Below are 20,135 nucleotides of genomic sequence, written 5' to 3' on the forward strand. Positions count from 1 at the left end.
CTGCCGCCGGGTTGATCTTTGGTCGGCAGTATACCTGATTCCCCGGTCCGGAACGGACCTCAGGCCGCTTCCGGGGCCGCTCCGACGATCTGCCGGGCCTGCAGCAGGGTCATGGGCTCGCCGAAGGCGGGACCCAGCGCGTATTCGCAGCCGAGCCCGGCCAGCGCCTGGGCGTCGGCTTCCGATTCGCAGCCTTCCGCCACGATGGCGAGGTTCAACTCGCTCGCCATGCGGACGATCGAGCGCAGGATCGCGGTCTGGCCGGTGCCGATCTGGCGCACGAAGGTCGCGTCGACCTTGATCGTGTCGAACGGGAAGCGCTGGAGATAGGAGAGCGCCGAGTAGCCGGTGCCGAAATCCGACAGGCACAGGCCGGCGCCGAGGTCGTGGATCCGCGCCAGCATCTGGGCGGCGTATTCCGGGTTCTCCATCACGAGGCTCTCGCTGAATTCCAGCTTGAGCGAGCCGGGCAGGGCCCCGGAACGGGCCAGCACGGTCTTCACGTCGTGCAGGAGGTCGTGGCGCAGGAGCTGGCGCGAGGACAGGTTGCAGGCCGCGAAGATCGGCGGCTCGACCTCCAGGGAGCGCTGCCACGCCGCGAGTTCGAGGGCGGTGCGCTCCAGGGCGAAGATGCCGAGATTGACGATGAAGCCGCTCTCCTCGGCGAGCGGCAGGAAGGTCGAGGCGGGGATGCGCCCGAGCTTCGGGTGGTCCCAGCGCAGCACCGTCTCGAAGCCCGCCACGGTGCGGTCCTCGAGCCGCACCACCGGCAGGAACAGGACGCGCATCTCGTTGCGCTCGATCGCCTTGCGCAGGTCGCTCTCCAGCATCATCCGGTCCGAGCGATCGGTGCGCATATGGGCCCGGAACACCTCGATCCGGTCGCCGCCGTTGCGCTTGGCCTGGATCATGGCGATCTCGGCGCTCTTGAACACCTCGTCGCGCTTGAGGTTGGCTCCCGCCTCGTGGAGGGCGAGGCCGATCGAGACGGTGAGGAAGATCTCCCGGTCCGCGTAGGTGATCGGGGTCGCGATCGCCCGGCGGATCATCTCGGCGAAGGCCAGGATCCGATCGGGGTCGCGCTCGGAGAGCAGGATCACGGCGAACTCGTCGCCGGCGACCCGGGCGAGGGTATCCTGCGGCCGCAGCAGGCGGCCGAGCCGGCGCGAGAGGGTCAGCAGGATCGAATCACCCGCCGACAGGCCGATCGCGTCGTTGATGCCCTTGAACCGGTCGACATCGAGCGCGATCACGGTGGGCTTGAGGCGCGGGTCCTGGCCAGCGAAGGCGAGCGCCGCGTCGAGGCGATCGCCGAACAATTCCCGGTTGGGCAGGCCGGTGAGGCTGTCGTGGACGGCGTCGTGGAGCAGGCGCTCCTCCGCGGTCTTGATCTCGGTGACGTCCGCGATGGTGCCGACCACCCGGATCACCTCGCCGTCGGCGCCGATCACCGGCCGCGCCTTCAGCCGGTACCAGAAGAAGGTGCCGGCGGCCGAGCGCAGGCGGAAATCGTGGACGATGCGGCCGCGCCGCTCCTCGATCACCGTGTCGAGGGCCGCCGAGTAGCGCTCCACGTCGAACGGGTGCAGCGCCCCGAGCCAGTTGGTCGCCGGCCCCTCCAGGGTCCCGCGGGCGAGGCCGAGCTGGCCCTCGATCTCCGGACCGACGAAGACCCGGTCGGCCGGCACGTCCCAATCGAACACCACGTCGCCCGCGCCGGTGAGCGCCAGCGCCCGCCGCTCCGTGTCGGAGACCAGGGCGTGGCTGAGGCCGCCCCCCGCGAAGGCGTGCTGGAGCACCGTGAAGCCGATCAGCATCACGATCAGCACGAGGCCGCCGATCAGCGCCGGCTGCACGAGGTCGCTGCCGATCTGGCCGGTGACCGCGAAGCCCGCCGCCGTCACCCAGACGACAAGGAGCAGCCAGGTCGGCACCAGCAGGATTGCGCGGTCGTAGCCGTTATGGGCGGCGAGGTAGAGGATCAGCAGCAGCCCGATGCCGGCCACGGCCGCGATGGAGATCCGCGCCACGCCCGCCGCCACCGGCGGGTCGAACACCGCAAGCCCCACGAGGCCCGCCAGGAAGGCAAGCCAGAAGAACGCCACGTGGCTGTAGCGCACGTGCCAGCGGGCGAGGTTGAGATAGGCGAACAGGAAGACCAGCAGCGTCGCCCCGAGCACCGCCTCGGCGGAGGCGCGGTAGACCCGCTCGGCCAGTTCCGTGACCGGAAAGACCCGCTGCAGGAAGCCGAAATCGATGCAGGCATAGGCGAGCACCGACCATGCCAGCGCCGCGGCGGCGGGGAAGATGATCGCGCCCTTGACCACGAACACGATGGTCAGGAACAGCGCCAGCAGGCCGCTGATGCCGATGATGATGCCCTTGTAGAGGGTCAGGCCGGCGGCCTTCCGCCGGTAGGCGTCCTGGTCCCAGAGATGGAGCTGGGGGACGTTGGAGCCGCGCAGCTCGGCGACGTAGGTGACGGTCGTGCCGGGATCGAGCGTGATGGTGAACTGGTCGGCTTCCGGGTTCTCGTCGCGTTCCGGGCGGATGCCCTGGCTCGCCGTGATGGCGGCGATGCGCGAGCCGCCGAGATCGGGCCAGATCACCCCGGAATCGACCAGCCGGAAATGCGGCGCGACCAGGATGCGGTCGATCTGCTCGTCGGTGTCGTTGGTAAGCGCGAACACGATCCAGTCGGGCCGGGCGCCGGCGTCGCGCGCCTTGACGACGATGCGGCGGACGATGCCGTCCTTGCCGGGCGCCGTGGAGATCTGGATCAGGTCGCCGTCTGAGCGGTAGCGCTCGATCGCGGTGGTCAGATCGATCACCGGCGCGTCGAGGGTGACGCGCACCGCCTCTACGGCCCGGGCCGGCCCACCCAGCGCGAGGGTACCGACGAGGCCGCCGACCAGGGTCAGGAGGAGGGCGAGGATGCGCAAGGGTATCGTGACTTCCGGCCGTACGAGAAGCGGCGTCGGCCGCCCGTGCGGCCTCGATCGATAGGCGTGGGCCTGACCCGGGGCAAGCGCGCTCCGGGGCCGGTCCACCGCCCGCGGATCGCGCCCCTTTGCGGCCAAATCAAGTTGGGTGGGGCGCGAGGCAGCCATTCCGCCGCCCTCTCCGTCATCGCGAGGGCAGCGAAGACGGCGCGGCCGTCTCAGGCCACCCGGAGCGCGCCCGCGATTCTGTCGAGGCTGGGCAGCTTGCGGATCGGGCCGATCGCCGCCAGCGTCGGTGTCCCCTGCAGCATCGCGGCCGCCGCGGCGCGGACGTCCTCGACCGTGACGGCATCGACCTTGTCGATCACCTCCCCGGCGGGAATCACCCGGCCCCAGGCCAGGATCTGGCGGGCGTTGCGCTCGATCCGCCCGCCCGGCGTCTCCAGGGCCGAGAGCAGCGACACCTTCAGCTGCGCCTTGGCGCGGGCGATCTCGATGGCGTCGAGGTCGCGGGCCGCCCGAGCGGTGGCGGCGAGCGTCACGTCCACGAGTTCGGGCAGGTCCGCCCCCGCGGTGCCGGCGCCGATGCCGAACAGGCCGCAATCGGAGAACGGCCAGTGGAAGGCCTGGATCTCGTAGGCGAGGCCGCGGGTCTCGCGCACCTCCTGCCAGAGCCGCGAGGTCAGGCCGCCGCCCAGAACCTGCGCGAACATGTGGAGCGCGTAGTAGCCCTCGTCCCGGAACGACAGGCCCGGCAGGCCGATCACCACGTTGGCCTGCTCGAGCTTGCGCGGCATCCGCCGCTCGCCGCCACCGTAGACTCCCGGCACCGCCGCAGGCGCGGCCTTGGCGGGGAGAGCGCCGAAATGGCGCTCGGCCGCCGCCACGATCGCCTCATGGGCCACGGCGCCGGCCCCGGCCACGACGATGCGGTCCGGCGTGTATTCCCGGTCGAGATAGGCGCGGATGCCGGCCTCGTCGAAGCTCCGGATCGTCTCGGGCCGTCCCAGGATCGGCCGGCCGACCGGCTGGTCCGGGAAGGCGGCCTCCGTGAAGGCGTCGTAGACCACGTCGTCGGGGGTGTCCTCGACGGCGGCGTATTCCTGCAGGATGACGCCCTTCTCCCGGGCAAGCTCGCCCGCGTCGAACACCGAGTCGGTGAGGATGTCGCCGATCACGTCGAGGGCGAGGCCGGCATCCTCGCCGAGCACGCGGGCGGTGTAGCTCGTGCCTTCCGTAGAGGTGGCGGCGTTGATCTCGCCGCCGACATTCTCGATCTCCTCGGCGATCCTCTGCGCCGAGCGCGTCCGCGTCCCCTTGAACGCCATGTGCTCGATGAGGTGGGACAGGCCCGCCTCGTCGGCGCGCTCGTTGCGCGAGCCGGCCCCGACCCAGACGCCGAGGCTGGCGGTGGCCACGCCCGGCATCGGCTCGGTCACCACCGTCACGCCGTTCGGAAGCTGTGTCGTGCGCAGGGACGGCGAGGCCGCGTGCGTGGAGAAGTGCTGGTTCATCGCGGGCTCACGCACCCCTCGTGATGCGGGCGCGCTCGCGAATCAGCGCCTCCACGGCGGCCTGATCGTTGGCCACCCGGGTCAGGCGCTCGGGCCGGTCCATCAGGTCGGCCAGGTGCGGCGGGAGGGGCGGGCGCAGGCCGCCCGTGGCCTTGGCGACCGCGTCCGGGAACTTCGCCGGATGCGCGGTGGCGAGCGCCACCACCGGGGTCGCCGGATCCTGCTCCAGCAGCCGCCGCCCGGCCCGCACGCCGATGGCGCTGTGGGGATCGAGCACCACGCCGGTGGCGGCCTGGGTCAGGGCGATCTCCGCCATGACGTCGGATTCCGGCACCGCCACGGCGTCGAACTCGGACCGGACCGTGGCCAGCACCTCGGGGCTCAGCGAGAACCCGCCGGACTGCTTCAGCCCGGCCATCAGCCGCGATAGGGACGAGGCATCGCGCCCCAGCGCCTCGAACAGCAGCCGCTCGAAGTTCGACGAGATCTGGATGTCCATGGAGGGCGAGGTGGTGGGCACCACGCCGCGCAGCTCGTAGGCGCCGTGCTCCAGGGTGCGCACCAGGATGTCGTTGGCGTTGGTGCCGATCATCAGCCTCTGGACCGGCAGGCCCATCTGCTTGGCGACCCAGCCGGCGAGCACGTCGCCGAAATTGCCGGTCGGCACCGCGAAGGAGACCGGGCGGTGAGGGGAGCCCAACGCCACCGCGCTGGTGAAGTAGTAGACCGCCTGCGCCGCGACTCGGGCCCAGTTGATCGAGTTGACGCCCGAGAGTCGCACCGCGTCGGCGAAATCGGCGTGCTGGAACAGGGCTTTGACCAGGTTCTGGCAATCGTCGAAGGTGCCGTCGATCGCGAGCGCGTGGACGTTCTGCGCCGGGACCGAGGTCATCTGCCGCCGCTGCACCTCCGAGACCCGCCCGTGCGGGTAGAGGATGAACACGTCGACCCGGTCGAGACCGCCGAAGGCCTCGACCGCCGCCGATCCGGTATCGCCGGACGTCGCGCCCACGATCGTGGCGCGGGCGCCGCGCTGGGTCAGGACATGGTCCATCAGCCGCCCGAGCAGCTGCATCGCCACGTCCTTGAAGGCGAGCGTCGGCCCGTGGAAGAGTTCCAGCAGGAACAGGTTGTCGTCGAGCTGGGTCAGCGGGCAGACCGCCGGGTGGCGGAACGTCGCGTAGGCCCCGTCGATCATCCGGTCGAGGTCCGGGCCGGCGATGTCGCCGTCGATCAGCGGGCGCAGCACCCGCTTGGCGGCCTCCGCGTAGGGCCGGCCCGCTAGGGCGGCGATCTCCGGACGGCCGATCTGCGGCCAGGTCTGCGGCACGTAGAGCCCGCCGTCGCGGGCGAGGCCCGCCAGGAGCGCATCCGAGAACGAGAGCGGCGCGGCCTCGCCGCGAGTCGAGACGTGGAGCACAGGGTCCTCCGAGGGGAAGGCGCCCCCTCTACACGATGCCGGCGGCCCTGTCGAAAGCCCGGGCCGCGCGACCGGTCTGCGCGGGCGGCGGCCCGGGCCTTTAACCGGGGCTGAACGGGCCGGTTCAGGGCCGGTTTCGCGGGTGCGCCGTAGAGCCTGACCGGCCCCACGGCACCCGAGCCGGCGGGGCGGATCGAGCCTCAGGAGAGCCGACATGACCCGAATCATCGCCCTCGCCGGCGTCGCGGCGCTGCTGTCCGGCACCGTGGCCTTCGCGCAGACGCCGCCTCCGCCCCCCGGCGGTCCGCGGCCCGGCCCCGAGGCCGGCGCACCGCCCCCGCCGCCTCTCCCGGGTGGTCCCCGCCGCGGCCCGGATGCCGACGCGCCGCCCCCGCCACCCGGAGGTCCGCAGCGCGGCCCCAATGGCCCGCCGCCTCCCCCTCCGCCGAAGGGCGCGCATTTCATCCTTGAGCGCGGCGATGCCCGCATCGACGTGAAATGCGCCGATGACGACCCGACGAAGGCCTGCGCCGACATCACCCTGCAGATGCTCGACAAGCTAACGACGCTGAAGTCAGAGCCCCGGTGAGGCTGGGCCCGCCGCCGGGCAGGCGGCGGGCCTTCAGGCGCTCGTACCCGGCGCCTTGATCAGGCGGCAGCCGGTGATCCGCCACTGGCCGTCCGCGTCCCGGACGAGGCTGTACTCGGCGGTCCAGTCGACGCCGTACTCGTCCTGGATCGCCACCGACTGGACCACGCCCGCCGCTTCCGTGTCGCGCGCCTCGCCGAACACGAAGCTGCGGTGGCGGTAGACCGGGCGGTACTGGTTCCGGACCATGCCGATGAACAGGTCGGCGTTCGGGAACAGCGCGCGGATCGCCGGGGCGGCCTGGTCGTAGGCGGTCTGCGCGTCGTCGCGGCTCAGCGCCTGCTCCTGCCGGGCGATGACCGCCCGGGCCGCCGCGCGGGCGCCGTCATCGGCCGCCGCCGGTCCCGCGAGGACGAGGAGGAGGAGGGCGGGCCACGCGCGCATCGACGGTCACTCCGGCTGGACGGATCCGAATTCTATCATCGTGCCCTGGAAATGGTCCCCGGTCTGGCGAGGACAATCGGCCTGCGACCTCCCGGGCAAAGGGACCGCACGAAAACGCGTCTCGACTGGGCCAATTCTGCAGCCCGGTCGCGCGCACCGGTTGGGCACAGCCCGCGTTCCGTTTGTGCAAGCCGCTGGAATGATAGGCATTTTCGCGCCGAATCCGTGCCGCGGGTTTGACCCCCTGCCTGGGTTTTGCAAGCCTCCGCGGGCCGACTCGATTCCGAGGGGAACCGGCCAGGCGGAGCGCAGGACGATGACGGAGATCCACGCGGACGACGCCGCTGCCCGAGACGCCCGCCCCATGAGCGTCGGGGTGTTCATCCCGATCGGCAACAACGGCTGGCTCCTGTCGGAGAACGCCCCGCAATACCGCCCGAGCTTCGCGCTCAACAAGGCGGTCACCCTGAAGGCCGAGGGCTACGGGCTCGATTTCGCCCTGTCGATGATCAAGCTGCGCGGCTTCGGCGGCAAGACCGAGTTCTGGGACCACAATCTCGAATCCTTCACGCTGATGGCGGGGCTCGCCGCCGTCACCACCCGGATCAAGCTGTTCGCCACCGCGGCGACCCTGTGCCTGCCGCCCGCGATCGTCGCCCGCATGGCCGCGACGATCGACTCGATCTCCGACGGGCGCTTCGGCGTGAACCTCATCACCGGCTGGCAGAAGCCGGAATACGACCAGATGGGCCTGTGGCCGGGCGACGCATATTTCGCCAAGCGTTACGAGTACTTGGCCGAGTATACTCAGGTTTTGCGCGAGCTGTGGGAGACCGGGGCCAGCGACCTCAAGGGCACGTTCTTCCAGATGAACGATTGCCGCCTGAGCCCGCGGCCGCAGGCGCCGGTGAAGATCATCTGCGCCGGCCAGAGCGGCGCCGGGCTGGCCTTCACGGCGCGCTATGCCGACTACAATTTCTGCCTGGGCAAGGGGCTGAACACGCCGACCGCCTTCGCGCCGGTCGTGGAGAAGCTCGCGGAGGCCTGCGCGCAGAGCGGGCGTCGCGTGACCTGCTACGCCCTGTTCATGATCATCGCCGACGAGACCGAGGACGCCGCCCTGGCCACCTGGGCGCACTACAAGGCGGGCGCAGATTCCGAGGCGATCGCGTGGCTCGGCGTGCAGGGCGCGGCCGACACTAAGTCGGGCGGCGACACCAACGTGCGCCAGCTCGCCGACCCGACCTCGGCGGTGAACCTCAACATGGGCACCCTGGTGGGCAGCTACGCCCAGGTGGCCGCGATGCTCGACGAGATCATGACCATCGACGGGGTGGAGGGCGTGCTGCTGGTGTTCGACGATTTCCTCAAGGGTCTCGATGCGTTCGGGACGCGGATCCAGCCGCTGATGCAGGCGCGCCGGCACGTCGCCGCGCCGGCGCTGGCGGAGGTCGCCTGATGGCCGCGCCCGCCGGCTTCCGCGATGCCCGCGGCCGGCATGGCGCGGTCGTCCTGCCGGCCCGCCCCGAGCCGATCGCCCTCGACCCGGCCGCTACGGTCCTGATCGTCGTGGACATGCAGAACGCCTACGCGAGCGCGGGCGGCTACCTCGACCTCGCGGGGTTTGACGTGTCGGGCACCGGGCCGGTGATCGCCCGGATCGCCCGGGCGGTGGCGGCGGCGCGGGCGGCCGGGATCCGCGTCCTGTGGTTCCAGAACGGCTGGGACCCGGATTACGTCGAGGCCGGCGGGCCGGGCTCGCCGAACTGGCACAAGTCCAACGCGCTCAAGACCATGCGCCGGAATCCGGAGCGGAACGCGCAGCTCCTCGCCAGGGGATCCTGGGACTACGCCCTGGTTGACGCCCTGACGCCGGAGCCCGGCGACATCGTGATGGCCAAGCCGCGCTACAGCGGCTTCTACAACACCGCCCTCGACAGCACCCTGCGCGCCCGGGGGGTGAACACCCTGGTCTTCACCGGCATCGCCACCAACGTCTGCGTCGAGTCGACCCTGCGGGACGGGTTCCACCGGGAATATTTCGGCATCGTGCTGGCCGACGCCACCCGTCAGGCCGGGCCGGAGAGCCTGCAGGATTCCGCGCTCGCCAATATCGAGACCTTCTTCGGCTGGGTCTCGGACGTCTCCGCCTTCGAGGCGGCCCTGGACGCGCAGGCCCGCGCCGCGGCCGGGTAGAATCCCCGCCACCTCCATCCCCACCGCGAGAGTCCGAAAAAACATGCCCAAGCAGGTCGTGATACCGCCGGGAACCGGGAAGCCGCTGGCCCCCTACGTGCCGGGCACGCTGGCCGACGGGATCCTGTACGTCTCGGGAACGCTGCCGCTGGATGCGGACGCCAACGTGGTCCATGTCGGCGACGCGGCGGCCCAGGCCCGGCACGTGCTGGAGACCATCAAGGGCGTGGTCGAGGCCGCGGGCGGCACGATGGACGACGTCACCTTCAACCACGTCTTCCTGAAGGACTGGGCCGATTACGCGGCGATCAACGCCGTCTACGCGGCGTATTTTCCGGGCGACAAGCCGGCGCGCTACTGCATCCAGTGCGGTCTCGTGAAGCCGGACGCCCTGGTGGAGATCGCCTCCGTGGCGCATCTCGGCCGATGAGTCCCGGGACGGCCCCGCTCCATCACGCGGTGGCGGGCCCGGCGGACGGGCGGCCGGTCCTGCTCTCGCCGGGGCTCGGCGGCGCGGCGGGCTACTTCGCGCCGCAGATGGCGGCCCTGACCGGGCGGTTCCGGGTCGTCACCTACGACCACCGCGGCACCGGTCGCTCGCCCGACCGGCTCGGGCCGGACCACGACATCCCGGCCATGGCGCGGGACGCGCTCGCGGTGCTGGACGCCGCCGGCCTCGACCGGGCCGACGTGGTCGGCCACGCGCTGGGCGGCCTGATCGCCCTGCAGATGGCGCTCGCCGCGCCCGAACGGGTCGGGCGGATCGTGGTGATCAACGGCTGGGACGCCATGGACCCGGCCACCCGCCGCTGCTTCTCGGCCCGCCGGGCGATCCTGGCCGGGGGCGGCCCGGAGGCCTTCGTGCGGGCGCAGGCGATCTTCCTGTACCCGGCCCCCTGGTTGTCGGCCGAGGCCGAGCGGGTCGCGGCCGACGAGGCGCACGCGCTAGCGCATTTCCCCGGGCCGGAGACCGTTCTCACGCGCATCGGCGCCCTGGAGCGCTTCGCGATCGCCGACCGCCTGGGAGAGATCCCGCACGAGACCCTGGTGATGGCCGCCCGGGACGACGTGCTGGTGCCCTACACGCGCTCCGAGCGCCTCGCGGCGGCTTTGCCCAACGCCCGCCTCGACCTCGCCCCCGAGGGCGGTCACGCCCACAGCGTCACCCGGCCGGATGCCTTCAACCGGGTGCTGCTGGATTTCCTCGACGGGCCCTGAACCGCCCTCACGCCAACCGAAGCACGACGGCCAGCGCCGCGATGTTCGCCGCCGCCGCGAGCACCGGGAGCAGGGCGGGCCAGCGCAGGGAGGCCGCGGTGCCGATCCGCCCCCGGGCGAAGGCCGGAACCAGCAGCGCTCCCAGCGGCAGCAGATCGCCGACCTGCAGTCCGTCGGCATGTCCGGCGGGGGCGAGCGCCTGCGCCAGCACCACCAGCCACAGACCCAGCACCGCGCATCCGACGAGCCAGAGACGCTCCGCCAGTGGGGCCAGGGGGCCGCGCCGCAGGGCGAGGGGCGTCACCAGCAGGGCCAGAGCCCAGACGCCGTAGAGGGCAGAGGGCCAGGACGGGGATGGGGCGGCCTCGCCCCCGGCCCCGGCGGCGAGCGACGTCCGGAAGAGGGTGGGCAGAAGGGCGGGCAGGAGCGCGAGAACCGCGGGTGCCAGGTGATCCCGGCCGAAGCGGCCGAACCGCCCCGTCGGCGGGAACGGCACCAGCAGCATCCCGGCGAGCGGCGCGCAGGCCGGCCGGGCCAGCACCGCCAGGGCGATCGCCAGCGTCGCGGCGGCAAGGCGCGCAGGCCTTCCACGGCCCGTCAGAGGCCGGGGCGTGAGCAGCGCGGCGGCGAGGGCGGCCAGCGCGATCACGACACCCTCCGGGCCGGTCGCGGCCGCGAGCGAGCCAGGCAGGCAGAGCAGCGCGAACAGCGCCGCGCGCCCCCGGGCGGCCAGCATCAGGGCGGAGAGGCCGAGACCCAGGAACAGGGCGACGTGGGCGAGCCGGCCGACGGTGTCCGGGGCAGGGCCGGGCGGGCCGGTCAGCGCCAGGGCGACGCAGACCGGCAGGCCGAGGCCCAGGAAGGCGAGGCCCCAGAACCGGGCGCCATCGGCCGAGAGCCGATTCACGGCCGCACCGTCATCGGCGCGGCGCCGTCATCCCGGGCAGTTCCGCCGGTCGGAGGGCCGGCGGCTGTTTCAGTGGCGCTTGGGGTCGCGTGCGGCATCGCGGATCCAGGCTCGGCGCAGCCGTCCGCCACGGCCCACCGGGCCGCGGCGGACCGGATCAGCTGGCCCTCCGCACGCGCGAAGCGCCCGGAGGGCCCGACAGGAGGCCCGTTACGAGATCCGGCAGCGCCGCGGCCAGCAGGGCCGCCGCCCGCAGAACCTCCGCGGCCTCCGCGGGGGAGCGGTGGGCGAGCGCCAGGGCGAGCCGCAGGGGCACCTGCGCGCCGAAGCTCGCCGCCGTCAGCGCGAGGGCCGCGGCCGGGCCGTGATGCTTGTCGGCATACAGGATCTGGCTGCGCAGGAAGTAGAACAGCCGCCGCGCCCGCACCTGCCGGGTCGTGCCCTGGCCGACATGGCGCACGACCGCCCCGGCCACGTGCCGCACGGCGAAGCCCGCGGACCGGGTACGGGTGCAGAGGTCGACATCCTCCCAGTAGACGAAGAAGCGTGGGTCGAACCCGCCGAGCGCCTGGAACAGGTCGCGGCGGATCATCAGGAAGGCGCCCATCACTTGGTCGACGGCGCGGTCCTCTTCGTGGTCCCATTCGAGGAGGAAGTGCGGCCGCGCGAGGCCCAGCCGGTCCAGCGCAAGGGCGCGGCCGAGGAGGCCCGGCACCGAGGGGGCCCGGGCGCAGGAGCGCGCGGTCCGCCCGTCCGGATCGACGAGCCGCGCCCCGACGATCCCGGTCCGCGGATCGGCCATGAGGGCGGTCCGGGCGATGCGGAGGGCGTCCGGCGCGACCTGCGTGTCTGGGTTGAGGAACAGGATCGCGGGGGCATCGCCTGCCGCGGCGCCCTGATCGCAGGCCCGGCCGAAGCCGAGATTGGCGTCGTTCCGGATCAGCCGGAGCGGGCGGGGCAGGGCGGGCAGGTCCTCGGTGGAGCCGTCCTCCGAGGCATTGTCCACGACGGTGACCTGCACCGCCTCGGCGTCCCGCACGGCCGCGAGGCCCGCGAGGCAGACGCGCAGCAGCGCGCCGCCGTTCCAGTTGACGATCACCACGTCGAGGACCGGGCGAAGGGCAGGGCGGTCGGTCACGGTCTGTCCTGAGGCAGAAGCTCGGCAAGATCCGCAGCAAGATCCTTGGGCAGATCCTCGGGCGGGCCGAGGCGCCCGAGGGCGCCGTCGCGGGCGGCGGCGAGCAGCCGCATCAGCACGGCGGGCCGCCAGCCGGAATCCGCCCAGTACAGCCCGGCCTGGAGCGGCAGATAGGCGGCCTGGGCGAGCTTCCAGCGCAGCGGCACGTGCGGCAGGCGCCAGGCATAGACGGCGTTGCGCAGGTAGGTCCCCATGCGGAACAGGGGCTGGCGCGGCATGACGATCCCGAGCTTGGCGATCCCGAAGGCACGGATCACCCCGCCGCCGACCCGGTGCGGGATCACGACGGCGCGGGCGACGTAGCAGCCGTAGCCGCAGGCCCAGGCGCGAAAGCACCATTCGAGCTCGACCCCGTCGATGAAGAAATCGGCCCGGAACGGCCCGACCCGGGCGAAGGCGTCGAGGTCGATAAGCGAGCCCGAGGTCGCCAGGAACTGCACCGGGGCGAGGTCGTCGCGCTCCGGCGCAGCCGGGCGCGGCGGGTAGGCGGGCGCCTTGTGGCCGGCGGTGGGCGCGGGGGCCGGTCCCACCACCGCCACGGGGATCCCGGCGCCGCGCAGCCGGTCGCGGGCGGCCAGCAGGGCGGCGGCGAGGTGTTCGGGCGGCTCGGCGTCCTGGTCGAGGAGCAGGAGGGTCTCGGCCCCCGCCGCGCGGGCGGCCCCGGCGATCCGGTTGAGCGCCTCGGCGATGCCGAGGTTCCTCCCCTCCGACAGCAGGGTCACGCCGGCCCGGGCGAGGCGTGCCGCATCCGCGACGGCGAGGCCGCCATTGTCGAAGGCGATCACCGCGGCGAAACCCGCCGCGGCCTGCGCCACGGCCCGGTCCACCTGGTCCCGCCCCGGCCGGAACAGGGTGATCCCGAGGACGAGGCGGCTCAGCCGCGGGTCAGGCACCGGTGCTCTCCCGATCGCAGCGCCTCACGCCTGCTCCACCGCGGCGGTGGCCACCTCTAGGGCCGCCGTGATCGCCGCCGCCTGGTCGGCGCTGAGCGGCCCGCGGGCGAGCCGCATCTGCAGGGCGAGCTTCAGCCCCTCCTTGGCGCGCACCACCGAAGGCGGAGGCCCGTCGCCGCGGGCGGCCTCCGCTTCGGCCATCCGGGCGAGGATTGCCTCGAGGGTCGCGCGGTTGCCGTCGAGGAAGCTCTGCCCCTCCGAGGTGATCGTGTGCAGCCGCTTGGTCCCCTCCCCGGGCGTGACCGTCACGTGGCCGAGTTCCTCCAAGAGCGTGAGCGTCGGGTAGACCGTGCCGGGGCTCGGGCTGTAGGCGCCGCCGACCCGCTCCTCGATGGCCTTGATGATCTCGTAGCCGTGCCGCGGCTTCTCGGCGATGAGGTGGAGGATGACGAGGCGCAGGTCGCCATGGGCGAAGAAGCGCGCGAGATCGCCGCGGCCGCTGCGGCCGAACATCCGCCGGTCGCCGGGACCGCGGCCGTGAGGCGCATGGGGACCGTGCCGCCCGCGCGGATCCGCGCCCATCGGGCCGCGATGCGCGCGGAAGCGATAAGCGTCGAAGGGGTCGGCGTGGAACGCGTCCAGGAACGAAGGATGCATCTATTTCGATCCAATTTCGATATGTCGTATTTTTAGATATAACGAAAGTTCGTGGCCAGCAAGGGAAAGAGTTAGCGGCAGGCATTGCTCCTCGGGCTTGCCGCTGCGGCGGAGCGCGGTCCCCCTCGGTCGACCACGGTTTACGGATTCCGCCGGTTCCGTTAGTGCGACGGGTCATCGACGCCTTCATCCCCTCGCGCGCCCTGCGCTCCCGACGCTGCCCGCCGGCTGCCGCCCATGAACCGATCCGAGACCTGCGCCTCGACCGCGCCCGCCCCGAGGGCGGCCGAGGGATGCCGCGCCCCGTGACGGCTCGTGGCGACCGTTCCTCCGCAGAATCCTGAGATGCGCCGCGACTCCGACCGAGATGGCCCGGTGTCGGCCTTGCGGCGGATCGGGCGCCGCCTCGGCCGGCTGCGCGATCCGATGGCCAGTCCGGCGGCCCTGCACCGCCTCTGGGCCGGTGCGGACGCGACGGAGACCGACGACCTCGAGACCCGTCTGGTCGCGGCGCTGGCGCCGTCTTTCGATGCGGGCTTCTACGCGAGCTGGTACGGGATCGCGGCCGATCCGGTGCGCGACTACCTCGTCCGGGGCTGGCGCGAGGGCCGCGACCCGCGGCCCGACTTCTCCTCCGCCGCCTACCTCGCCGCCCGGCCCCATCTCGCCCGGGCCGGCATCAACCCGTTCCTGCACGCCCTCTCGACGCACAGGCGCCGGTCCGGACGGACGGGCGGCGCCGACACGGGCGCGGGCGCGGCCCTGCCGAAGCCCGACACCGCCCAGGCCGAGCGCCTCGCCCGCCGCCTCGTCGACGGGCCGTTCTACCTCGCCGGCAACCCCGACCTCGCGGCCGCCGGCGTCGATCCGGTCGACCACTACATGGCCTCGGGCTGGCGCGAGGGCCGCGAGCCGTCGCCGCGCTTCGACACCCTGGCCTACTGCCTGACCCGCGAGATCACCTACGCCACCCAGAACCCGCTGGTGCACTACGTCCTGCACGGCGGAGCCGCCCGGCCGGAGCCGGCCGAGGCGCTGGCGCTGCGGGTCGCGACGCTCGCGCCCTACTTCGACGCCGCCCACTACCGGCGGCGGCTGAGCGCCGCGCAGGCGGAGGCCTGGGCCGGCGCCACGGACGCGGAGCTGCTGCGCGCCTATGTCGAGGGCGGCTGGCGGGCGCTCGTCAGCCCGCGTCCGGACTTCGACCCGGCCGGCTTCGTGCAGGCGCGCGCCGGCAGCCGGGCGGTCGCGGACGACCCGTTCTTCCGCTACGTGGCCGAGACGCGTCTGTCCGGGCGCGCGCCGTTTGCCGAGCCGGAGCGGCTGAACGTGCCGGCGGTGGATGAGGCCTGGTACCGGGCGACCTACCCGGATGTGGGCGGGCGGGAGCCGTACCTGCACTTTGCCGGTCTGGGCTGGCGGGAGCTGCGCGATCCGGGGCCGGGGCGCTCGACGCTGGCGGCGCTGCTGCGGGTGTGCGGGTTGCGTCCGGCGCGGGCGCCCGTCGAGGACACCGGCTGGCTGGGGGCGATCGGGGCCGAGCCGGTGGCGCGTGGGGCGCTGCTGGAGCTGCAGGCGCGGCTGGTGGCGGGGCATTTCGACCACGGCTTCTACCGAGCGCGCTACGGGCTGCCCGCGGAGGCCGACGCGGTGCGCGACTACTGCGACACCGGCTGGCGCAGGGGCCGAAACCCACGGCCCGACTTCAACGGGCAGGCCTATCTCGCGGCGCATCCGGGCGTGCGCGAGACCGGCCTCGCGCCCTTCGTCCATTTCCTCGCCACGGCGCTGATGCACGGCACCGACATCGCGGCCGGGGCCTTCGACCCGCGCTCCGGGACGCCGGATTCGCGGGAGGCGGCGCTCGCCGACGAGACCCGGGAGATCGCGCCGTTCTTCGACGCCGCCTACTACGCCAAGCGCAATCCCGACGCCGCCACCGCCGAGGGCGGGCCGCTCGCGCATTTCGTCGCCTACGGCCAGCACGAGGGGCGCGATCCCAGCGCGGCGTTCTCCACCGTCTTCTACGCGGAGACCTACGGTCACCTGTTCGGCCCGGGGGAGTCGCCGTTCCTGCACTACGTCCGGACCGGGCGGGCGGCCGGGCTGCTGGCCGCGCCCGAGGATCTGGGCACCGCCCCGCCCATGACCGCCCCCGCAGCCCAGGACTGGGACGGCCTGCCGCAAGCCCTGCCCATCGATCAGGCCCGCGTCGTCGTCATCGTCCCCGTCTACAAGGGACGCGGCGAGACCCTGCGCGCCATCCACGCCTGCCTGTCGGCCCCGCAGACAACTCCCTTCACCCTGCTGGCCGTCAACGACCGCTCCCCCGACCCGCAGCTCACCGCCGAGCTGGCCGACCTCGCCCGCAGGGGCCTGTTCCACCTCGTCGAGAACGAGCAGAACCTCGGCTTCGTCCGCTCGGTCAACCGCGCCCTCGGCCTCCGCCAGGGCCGCGCCGTCGTCCTGCTCAACTCCGACGCCCAGGTCTTCGGCGACTGGCTCGACCACCTCGTCGCCCATGCCGAACCCGAGGCCGAGCCCGATGCGGAACCCGCAGGCGCCGCCCGCCCGCGCGTGGGCAGCGTCACGCCGCTGTCCAACAACGCCACGATCTGCTCCTACCCGCGCTTCAACGCCAACAACACCATGCCGCTGGAGATCGACCGGCCCGATCTCGACCGCTTGGCCGCCCAGATCAATCGCGGCCGCGCCGTGCCCGTGCCCACCGGCGTCGGCTTCTGCATGTACATGACCGCCGAAGCGCTCGACGCCGTCGGCCCCCTCGACGCCGAGGCCTTCGGCAAGGGCTACGGCGAGGAGAACGACTGGTGCCTGCGCGCCACCAAGGCCGGCTTCGTCAACCTGCTCGCCGAGGACGTCTACGTCTACCATGCCGGCCAGATCTCGTTCGGGCTGGATGAGGGCGGCGAGTACGACCAGGGCCAGGCGGCGCTGCTGTCCAAGCACCCCGACTACCCGGCCCGCGTCGGGCAGTTCGTCCAGGCCGATCCGGGCCGGGGCGGGCGGGCGCGCCTCGACCTCGCCCGGCTGGCCCGGCACTGCGCCGGCCGGGCGCTGCTGTACGTGACCCACAGCTGGGGCGGGGGCATCCAGCGGCACATCGACGACATGATCGCAAAGGCCCGGGCCGAGGGCCTGTCGGTGGTGCTGCTGCAGATCGACCGGACCCGCAACCTCGAGGTCCAGGTCGCCTACCGGGGCGCCGAGTTCCTGTACCTGCCCAACCTCGGCAGCCTGTACCTGCCGCGCGACGCCGAGACGCTGTCGGGCTTCATCGCGGCGCTGGCGCCGGTCCTGATCCACGTGCACTCGCTGGCGGGGCTGCGCTGGGCGGCGGCGGGGGCGCTGATGGACTTGGTGGCGGGCTCGGGCCGGCCCTATGCCTGGACGCTGCACGACTACTCGCCGGTCTGCCACCGCAACCACCTGGTGCAGCCGGACGGGCGCTATTGCGGCCTGGCGCCGGTCGCCGAATGCCGGGCGTGCCTGGCGGCGGATGCGGAGGGGTTCGAGGAGCCGGATCCGGGTGAGCGGCGGGCGGCGTTCGGGGCGTTCCTGGCCGGGGCGGCGCGGGTGTTTGCGCCGTCCGCCGACACGGCGGCGCGGATCCGGGGGGTATACCCGGACCTGGCGATCACGGTGCGGCCGCATCTGGAGCCGGAGCGCGCCGTGCGCGACACCGCCCTGCAGCGGCCCGGACGCGTGCGGCGGGTCGCGGTGCTGGGCGCCATCAGCGCGACGAAGGGCGGCCTGTTCCTGCAGGCGCTGGCAACCGACGCGCAGGACCGGAAGCTGCCCCTGCGGTTCTCGATCGTGGGCTTCTCCGACCCGGCGCTCACGGGCGGCCTGGAACGCGCAGGCGTCACCGAGACCGGGCGCTATGTCGGCGACCACGAGGCGCTCGACATGGTCTGGCGCGTCGCGGCCGACCTGGTCCTGCTTCCGGCGATCTGGCCGGAGACCTACTCGTACGCGCTGACGCTGGCTCTGCGCACCGGCCTGCCGGTGGTCGCCTTCGACCTCGGTGCCCCGGGCGAGCGGCTCTCTGCCTACCCGAACGGCCACCGCCTGCCCTACGCGCTGGTCACCGACCCGGCGGCCTTCAACGACCGGCTGCTGGCCATCGACGTCTCGGAAACCGGGCGGCTCTCCGGGCCGATCCAGGCCGCCGAATACGGCGATCTGAGGCAAGCCTATTACGGTCTGGACCCGGCGCCAGCCGGGACGGAACGCCCCATCGACGAGGACGCCGCATGATCTCCGTCAACGAGGACATGAAGCAGGAGATGCTGCGGTGCGGCATCTCGGTGCTGCACCCGGCCCCGTTCGGCCTGCCGGAGGACTGCACCTTCGAGCCGCCGTGCAGCATCAAGTGGATGGGCATCGATTACTGCCTCACCATGGGGGCCTTCTCGTACGCGGTGAGCGGCTACTATTTCGGCGCCGACATCGCCCGCTACTGCTCGATCGGCGAGAGCGTCCAGGTCGGGCGCGGCAGCCACCCGGTCCATTGCGGCTCGACCTCGCCGCTGTTCTACACGCACCACTCAGCCGTGTTCGACCGCCTCGAGCCGCGGGCGGAGGATTACGAGATCTGCGGCCCCTACCTGTGGCCCAAGCGCGTGCGCATCGGCAACGACGTCTATATCGGCCACGGCGCCTTCCTGATGCCCGACATCACGATCGGCGACGGGGCGATCATCGGCGCCATGGCGGTGGTGACCAAGGACGTGCCGCCCTACGCGATCGTGGCCGGCAGCCCGGCCCGGATCGTGAAGATGCGCTTCCCCGACGCGCTGATCGAGCGCTACCTGAAGGTGCAATGGTGGCGCTACGCCTTCTGGGACCTGCGCCAGTGCTCGATCACCGACCCGGAAAAATTCCTCGACGCCGTGGAGGAGCGGATCGCCGGCGGCATGCAGGAATACCGGCCGGACTTGATCCCGATCCAGTCGCTGGTGCCGGGGGGGTGAGGGTCAGCAGGTTGTCGGCCGCGATCGTCGCAGGTCGGGGACAGGAAGACGCGCCTCCGCGGTGCGAAATTTCGCTCGAAACTCGTCCGCGTCTCTGAATCGGCCGTCTCACCAGGGGATGCGGCCGTACCGGCGCGTCAGGACCGCGTATTCGGCCGCACTCTGCTCCGCGAAGGCTGGATCGGCAGCGATGCGGGCCATGCCGGAGCGGGCATGGACAAGCCGGGTGACAAGGGGTGCCAGCATCGTGTGGCGCTGCAGCTCCAGGCTAGCCCCACCAAAGCGCACGACATTGGTGATCCAGGGTCGGACCTGTTCCGCCATCGCGAAGGTCGCCGGGGCCAAGGCGTCGATGAGGTGGCAACGTTTCAAGCCGCTGTCGCCCAATCGACCGAGCCATTCGTTATCGAGATGCCAGCGCATGGTAGGATCGAACCGTCCGACCCGCCGGAGGGTGCTGGACGGCATCAGCCAGCCTGAGGGTGTTGGAAAGTCGTTGATGCGCATGATCGTGCCATTCTCATCGACCTCAAGCTGGGTCGTGGAAACAAAATCATAGCGTTTCAAAGCATTGAGACCCCAGGTCAAGTAATTCCGGTCCCACCAATCGTCGTCCTCCAAGAAGGCAATGTAGTCAAAACGATCCGCCGCCGCGTCGATTCCCGCATTCAGGGCTCCGGCCTGCGAGCGGGTCTCGCTGCGCGCCCAGATGACATCGCTCCGCTCCGCTAGGGACACGGGGATGTCCGCATCGGCATCGATGCCGATGATGAAGGTCAACCGGGCGCGACCTTCCGCAACGGCTATCTGGTCGAGCGCGCTGGTGATTGCCCGGTCGACAAAATATCTGTCGGTCTGAGCGCCGGCGGCGACGTGCTGAAGACGGGACGGGATGATCACCCCGACCGACAAAGGTTGCGACATCTCAAATCTTCCCTCGCACGATCACCGAAAGGACATCACTGGTAATATTTTCCAAACACCGTGATAAATAGACGAGCGATAAGTCATTTAAAGCAGTAAAAATAAATTCGCTCATGTACGAATTTGATCTTTTTGAACCTGATCAGACCTTGATCGCGCTGTCTTTGTTACATTTTAGGGATTTTTTCGTCAAGTTTACCAAATTAAGATGTATATAAAAGCGTTTGATGCCCAGC

16 protein-coding genes are annotated in these 20,135 nt (G+C 71.8%); 7 read left to right on the plus strand and 9 right to left on the minus strand.

Annotated features, from left to right (window positions below):
* Window positions 1–59 precede the first annotated feature (59 nt).
* The 3 genes from AC3WSN_RS07220 to thrC form a co-directional block, all read right to left on the minus strand.
* Entirely contained in the window at window positions 60–2,936 is a 2,877-nt protein-coding gene (locus AC3WSN_RS07220; RefSeq protein ID WP_373622892.1) for an EAL domain-containing protein, read from the minus strand.
* A gap of 224 nt (window positions 2,937–3,160) precedes the next feature.
* Complete coding sequence (locus AC3WSN_RS07225; protein WP_492536941.1) at window positions 3,161–4,456, minus strand: M16 family metallopeptidase; 1,296 nt, start codon at window positions 4,454–4,456, stop codon at window positions 3,161–3,163.
* 7 nt (window positions 4,457–4,463) lie between these two features.
* A complete protein-coding gene (gene thrC / locus AC3WSN_RS07230) occupies window positions 4,464–5,876 on the minus strand; it encodes a threonine synthase (RefSeq protein ID WP_192709531.1) in 1,413 nt (470 codons plus the stop codon).
* A gap of 214 nt (window positions 5,877–6,090) precedes the next feature.
* On the opposite strand from thrC, the gene AC3WSN_RS07235 reads away from it, so the two are divergent.
* A complete protein-coding gene (locus AC3WSN_RS07235) occupies window positions 6,091–6,465 on the plus strand; it encodes a hypothetical protein (protein WP_492536943.1) in 375 nt (124 codons plus the stop codon).
* Between the two features lie 33 nt (window positions 6,466–6,498).
* On the opposite strand, the gene AC3WSN_RS07240 is transcribed toward AC3WSN_RS07235, so the two are convergent.
* Window positions 6,499–6,909 (minus strand): DUF4864 domain-containing protein, encoded by a 411-nt coding sequence (locus AC3WSN_RS07240; RefSeq protein WP_192709532.1) that lies wholly within the window; start codon window positions 6,907–6,909, stop codon window positions 6,499–6,501.
* 364 nt (window positions 6,910–7,273) lie between these two features.
* Between AC3WSN_RS07240 and rutA the strand changes: the two genes are divergently transcribed.
* Genes rutA through rutD form a run of 4 tightly spaced genes read left to right on the plus strand, consistent with a single transcriptional unit; the run spans window position 7,274 to window position 10,323 of the window.
* The gene (gene rutA / locus AC3WSN_RS07245) at window positions 7,274–8,368 is read left to right on the plus strand and encodes a pyrimidine utilization protein A (RefSeq protein WP_492543035.1); all 1,095 of its coding nucleotides are present in this window, start codon (window positions 7,274–7,276) and stop codon (window positions 8,366–8,368) included.
* On the plus strand, window positions 8,368–9,105 hold the full coding sequence (gene rutB / locus AC3WSN_RS07250) for a pyrimidine utilization protein B (RefSeq protein WP_192709533.1): 738 nt from the start codon (window positions 8,368–8,370) through the stop codon (window positions 9,103–9,105). Before rutA ends, rutB begins: the two co-directional genes overlap by 1 nt.
* A 43-nt stretch (window positions 9,106–9,148) precedes the next feature.
* Window positions 9,149–9,535, plus strand: a complete 387-nt coding sequence (gene rutC / locus AC3WSN_RS07255; RefSeq protein WP_192709534.1) for a pyrimidine utilization protein C — start codon at window positions 9,149–9,151, stop codon at window positions 9,533–9,535.
* Window positions 9,532–10,323 carry a pyrimidine utilization protein D gene (gene rutD, locus AC3WSN_RS07260; RefSeq protein ID WP_492536946.1) on the plus strand — a complete coding sequence of 264 codons (792 nt, stop codon included), beginning with the start codon at window positions 9,532–9,534 and terminating at the stop codon, window positions 10,321–10,323. The genes rutC and rutD overlap by 4 nt, the downstream gene beginning before the upstream one ends.
* A gap of 7 nt (window positions 10,324–10,330) precedes the next feature.
* Here the strand turns inward: rutD and AC3WSN_RS07265 are convergent, their stop codons facing one another.
* The 4 genes from AC3WSN_RS07265 to AC3WSN_RS07280 all read right to left on the minus strand — a co-directional run bounded on the left by AC3WSN_RS07265 (window position 10,331) and on the right by AC3WSN_RS07280 (window position 13,978).
* Entirely contained in the window at window positions 10,331–11,230 is a 900-nt protein-coding gene (locus AC3WSN_RS07265) for a DUF2142 domain-containing protein (protein WP_192709536.1), read from the minus strand.
* A gap of 157 nt (window positions 11,231–11,387) precedes the next feature.
* Window positions 11,388–12,368 (minus strand): glycosyltransferase family 2 protein, encoded by a 981-nt coding sequence (locus tag AC3WSN_RS07270; protein ID WP_492536948.1) that lies wholly within the window; start codon window positions 12,366–12,368, stop codon window positions 11,388–11,390.
* Window positions 12,365–13,321 (minus strand): glycosyltransferase family protein, encoded by a 957-nt coding sequence (locus AC3WSN_RS07275; protein ID WP_492536950.1) that lies wholly within the window; start codon window positions 13,319–13,321, stop codon window positions 12,365–12,367. Before AC3WSN_RS07275 ends, AC3WSN_RS07270 begins: the two co-directional genes overlap by 4 nt.
* A 24-nt stretch (window positions 13,322–13,345) precedes the next feature.
* On the minus strand, window positions 13,346–13,978 hold the full coding sequence (locus tag AC3WSN_RS07280; protein WP_492536952.1) for a PadR family transcriptional regulator: 633 nt from the start codon (window positions 13,976–13,978) through the stop codon (window positions 13,346–13,348).
* Between the two features lie 345 nt (window positions 13,979–14,323).
* On the opposite strand from AC3WSN_RS07280, the gene AC3WSN_RS07285 reads away from it, so the two are divergent.
* Both AC3WSN_RS07285 and AC3WSN_RS07290 read left to right on the plus strand, forming a co-directional pair.
* On the plus strand, window positions 14,324–18,259 hold the full coding sequence (locus tag AC3WSN_RS07285) for a glycosyltransferase (protein WP_492536954.1): 3,936 nt from the start codon (window positions 14,324–14,326) through the stop codon (window positions 18,257–18,259).
* Window positions 18,256–18,975 (plus strand): CatB-related O-acetyltransferase, encoded by a 720-nt coding sequence (locus AC3WSN_RS07290; RefSeq protein ID WP_492536956.1) that lies wholly within the window; start codon window positions 18,256–18,258, stop codon window positions 18,973–18,975. The genes AC3WSN_RS07285 and AC3WSN_RS07290 overlap by 4 nt, the downstream gene beginning before the upstream one ends.
* Window positions 18,976–19,083: 108 nt before the next feature.
* On the opposite strand, the gene AC3WSN_RS07295 is transcribed toward AC3WSN_RS07290, so the two are convergent.
* A complete protein-coding gene (locus tag AC3WSN_RS07295) occupies window positions 19,084–19,899 on the minus strand; it encodes a glycosyltransferase family A protein (protein ID WP_492536958.1) in 816 nt (271 codons plus the stop codon).
* Window positions 19,900–20,135 lie beyond the last annotated feature (236 nt).

This window comes from Methylobacterium sp. FW102-HT35C08 (assembly GCF_058790235.1).

Coding starts and splice junctions, on each gene's coding strand:
- AC3WSN_RS07280 (WP_492536952.1), bottom strand. CDS start 13,978: ATGCATCCTTCGTTCCTGGACGCGTTCCACGCCGACCCCTTCGACGCT.
- rutD (WP_492536946.1), top strand. CDS start 9,532: ATGAGTCCCGGGACGGCCCCGCTCCATCACGCGGTGGCGGGCCCGGCG.
- AC3WSN_RS07295 (WP_492536958.1), bottom strand. CDS start 19,899: ATGTCGCAACCTTTGTCGGTCGGGGTGATCATCCCGTCCCGTCTTCAG.
- rutC (WP_192709534.1), top strand. CDS start 9,149: ATGCCCAAGCAGGTCGTGATACCGCCGGGAACCGGGAAGCCGCTGGCC.
- AC3WSN_RS07240 (WP_192709532.1), bottom strand. CDS start 6,909: ATGCGCGCGTGGCCCGCCCTCCTCCTCCTCGTCCTCGCGGGACCGGCG.
- AC3WSN_RS07235 (WP_492536943.1), top strand. CDS start 6,091: ATGACCCGAATCATCGCCCTCGCCGGCGTCGCGGCGCTGCTGTCCGGC.
- AC3WSN_RS07225 (WP_492536941.1), bottom strand. CDS start 4,456: ATGAACCAGCACTTCTCCACGCACGCGGCCTCGCCGTCCCTGCGCACG.
- rutB (WP_192709533.1), top strand. CDS start 8,368: ATGGCCGCGCCCGCCGGCTTCCGCGATGCCCGCGGCCGGCATGGCGCG.
- AC3WSN_RS07285 (WP_492536954.1), top strand. CDS start 14,324: ATGCGCCGCGACTCCGACCGAGATGGCCCGGTGTCGGCCTTGCGGCGG.
- rutA (WP_492543035.1), top strand. CDS start 7,274: ATGAGCGTCGGGGTGTTCATCCCGATCGGCAACAACGGCTGGCTCCTG.
- AC3WSN_RS07290 (WP_492536956.1), top strand. CDS start 18,256: ATGATCTCCGTCAACGAGGACATGAAGCAGGAGATGCTGCGGTGCGGC.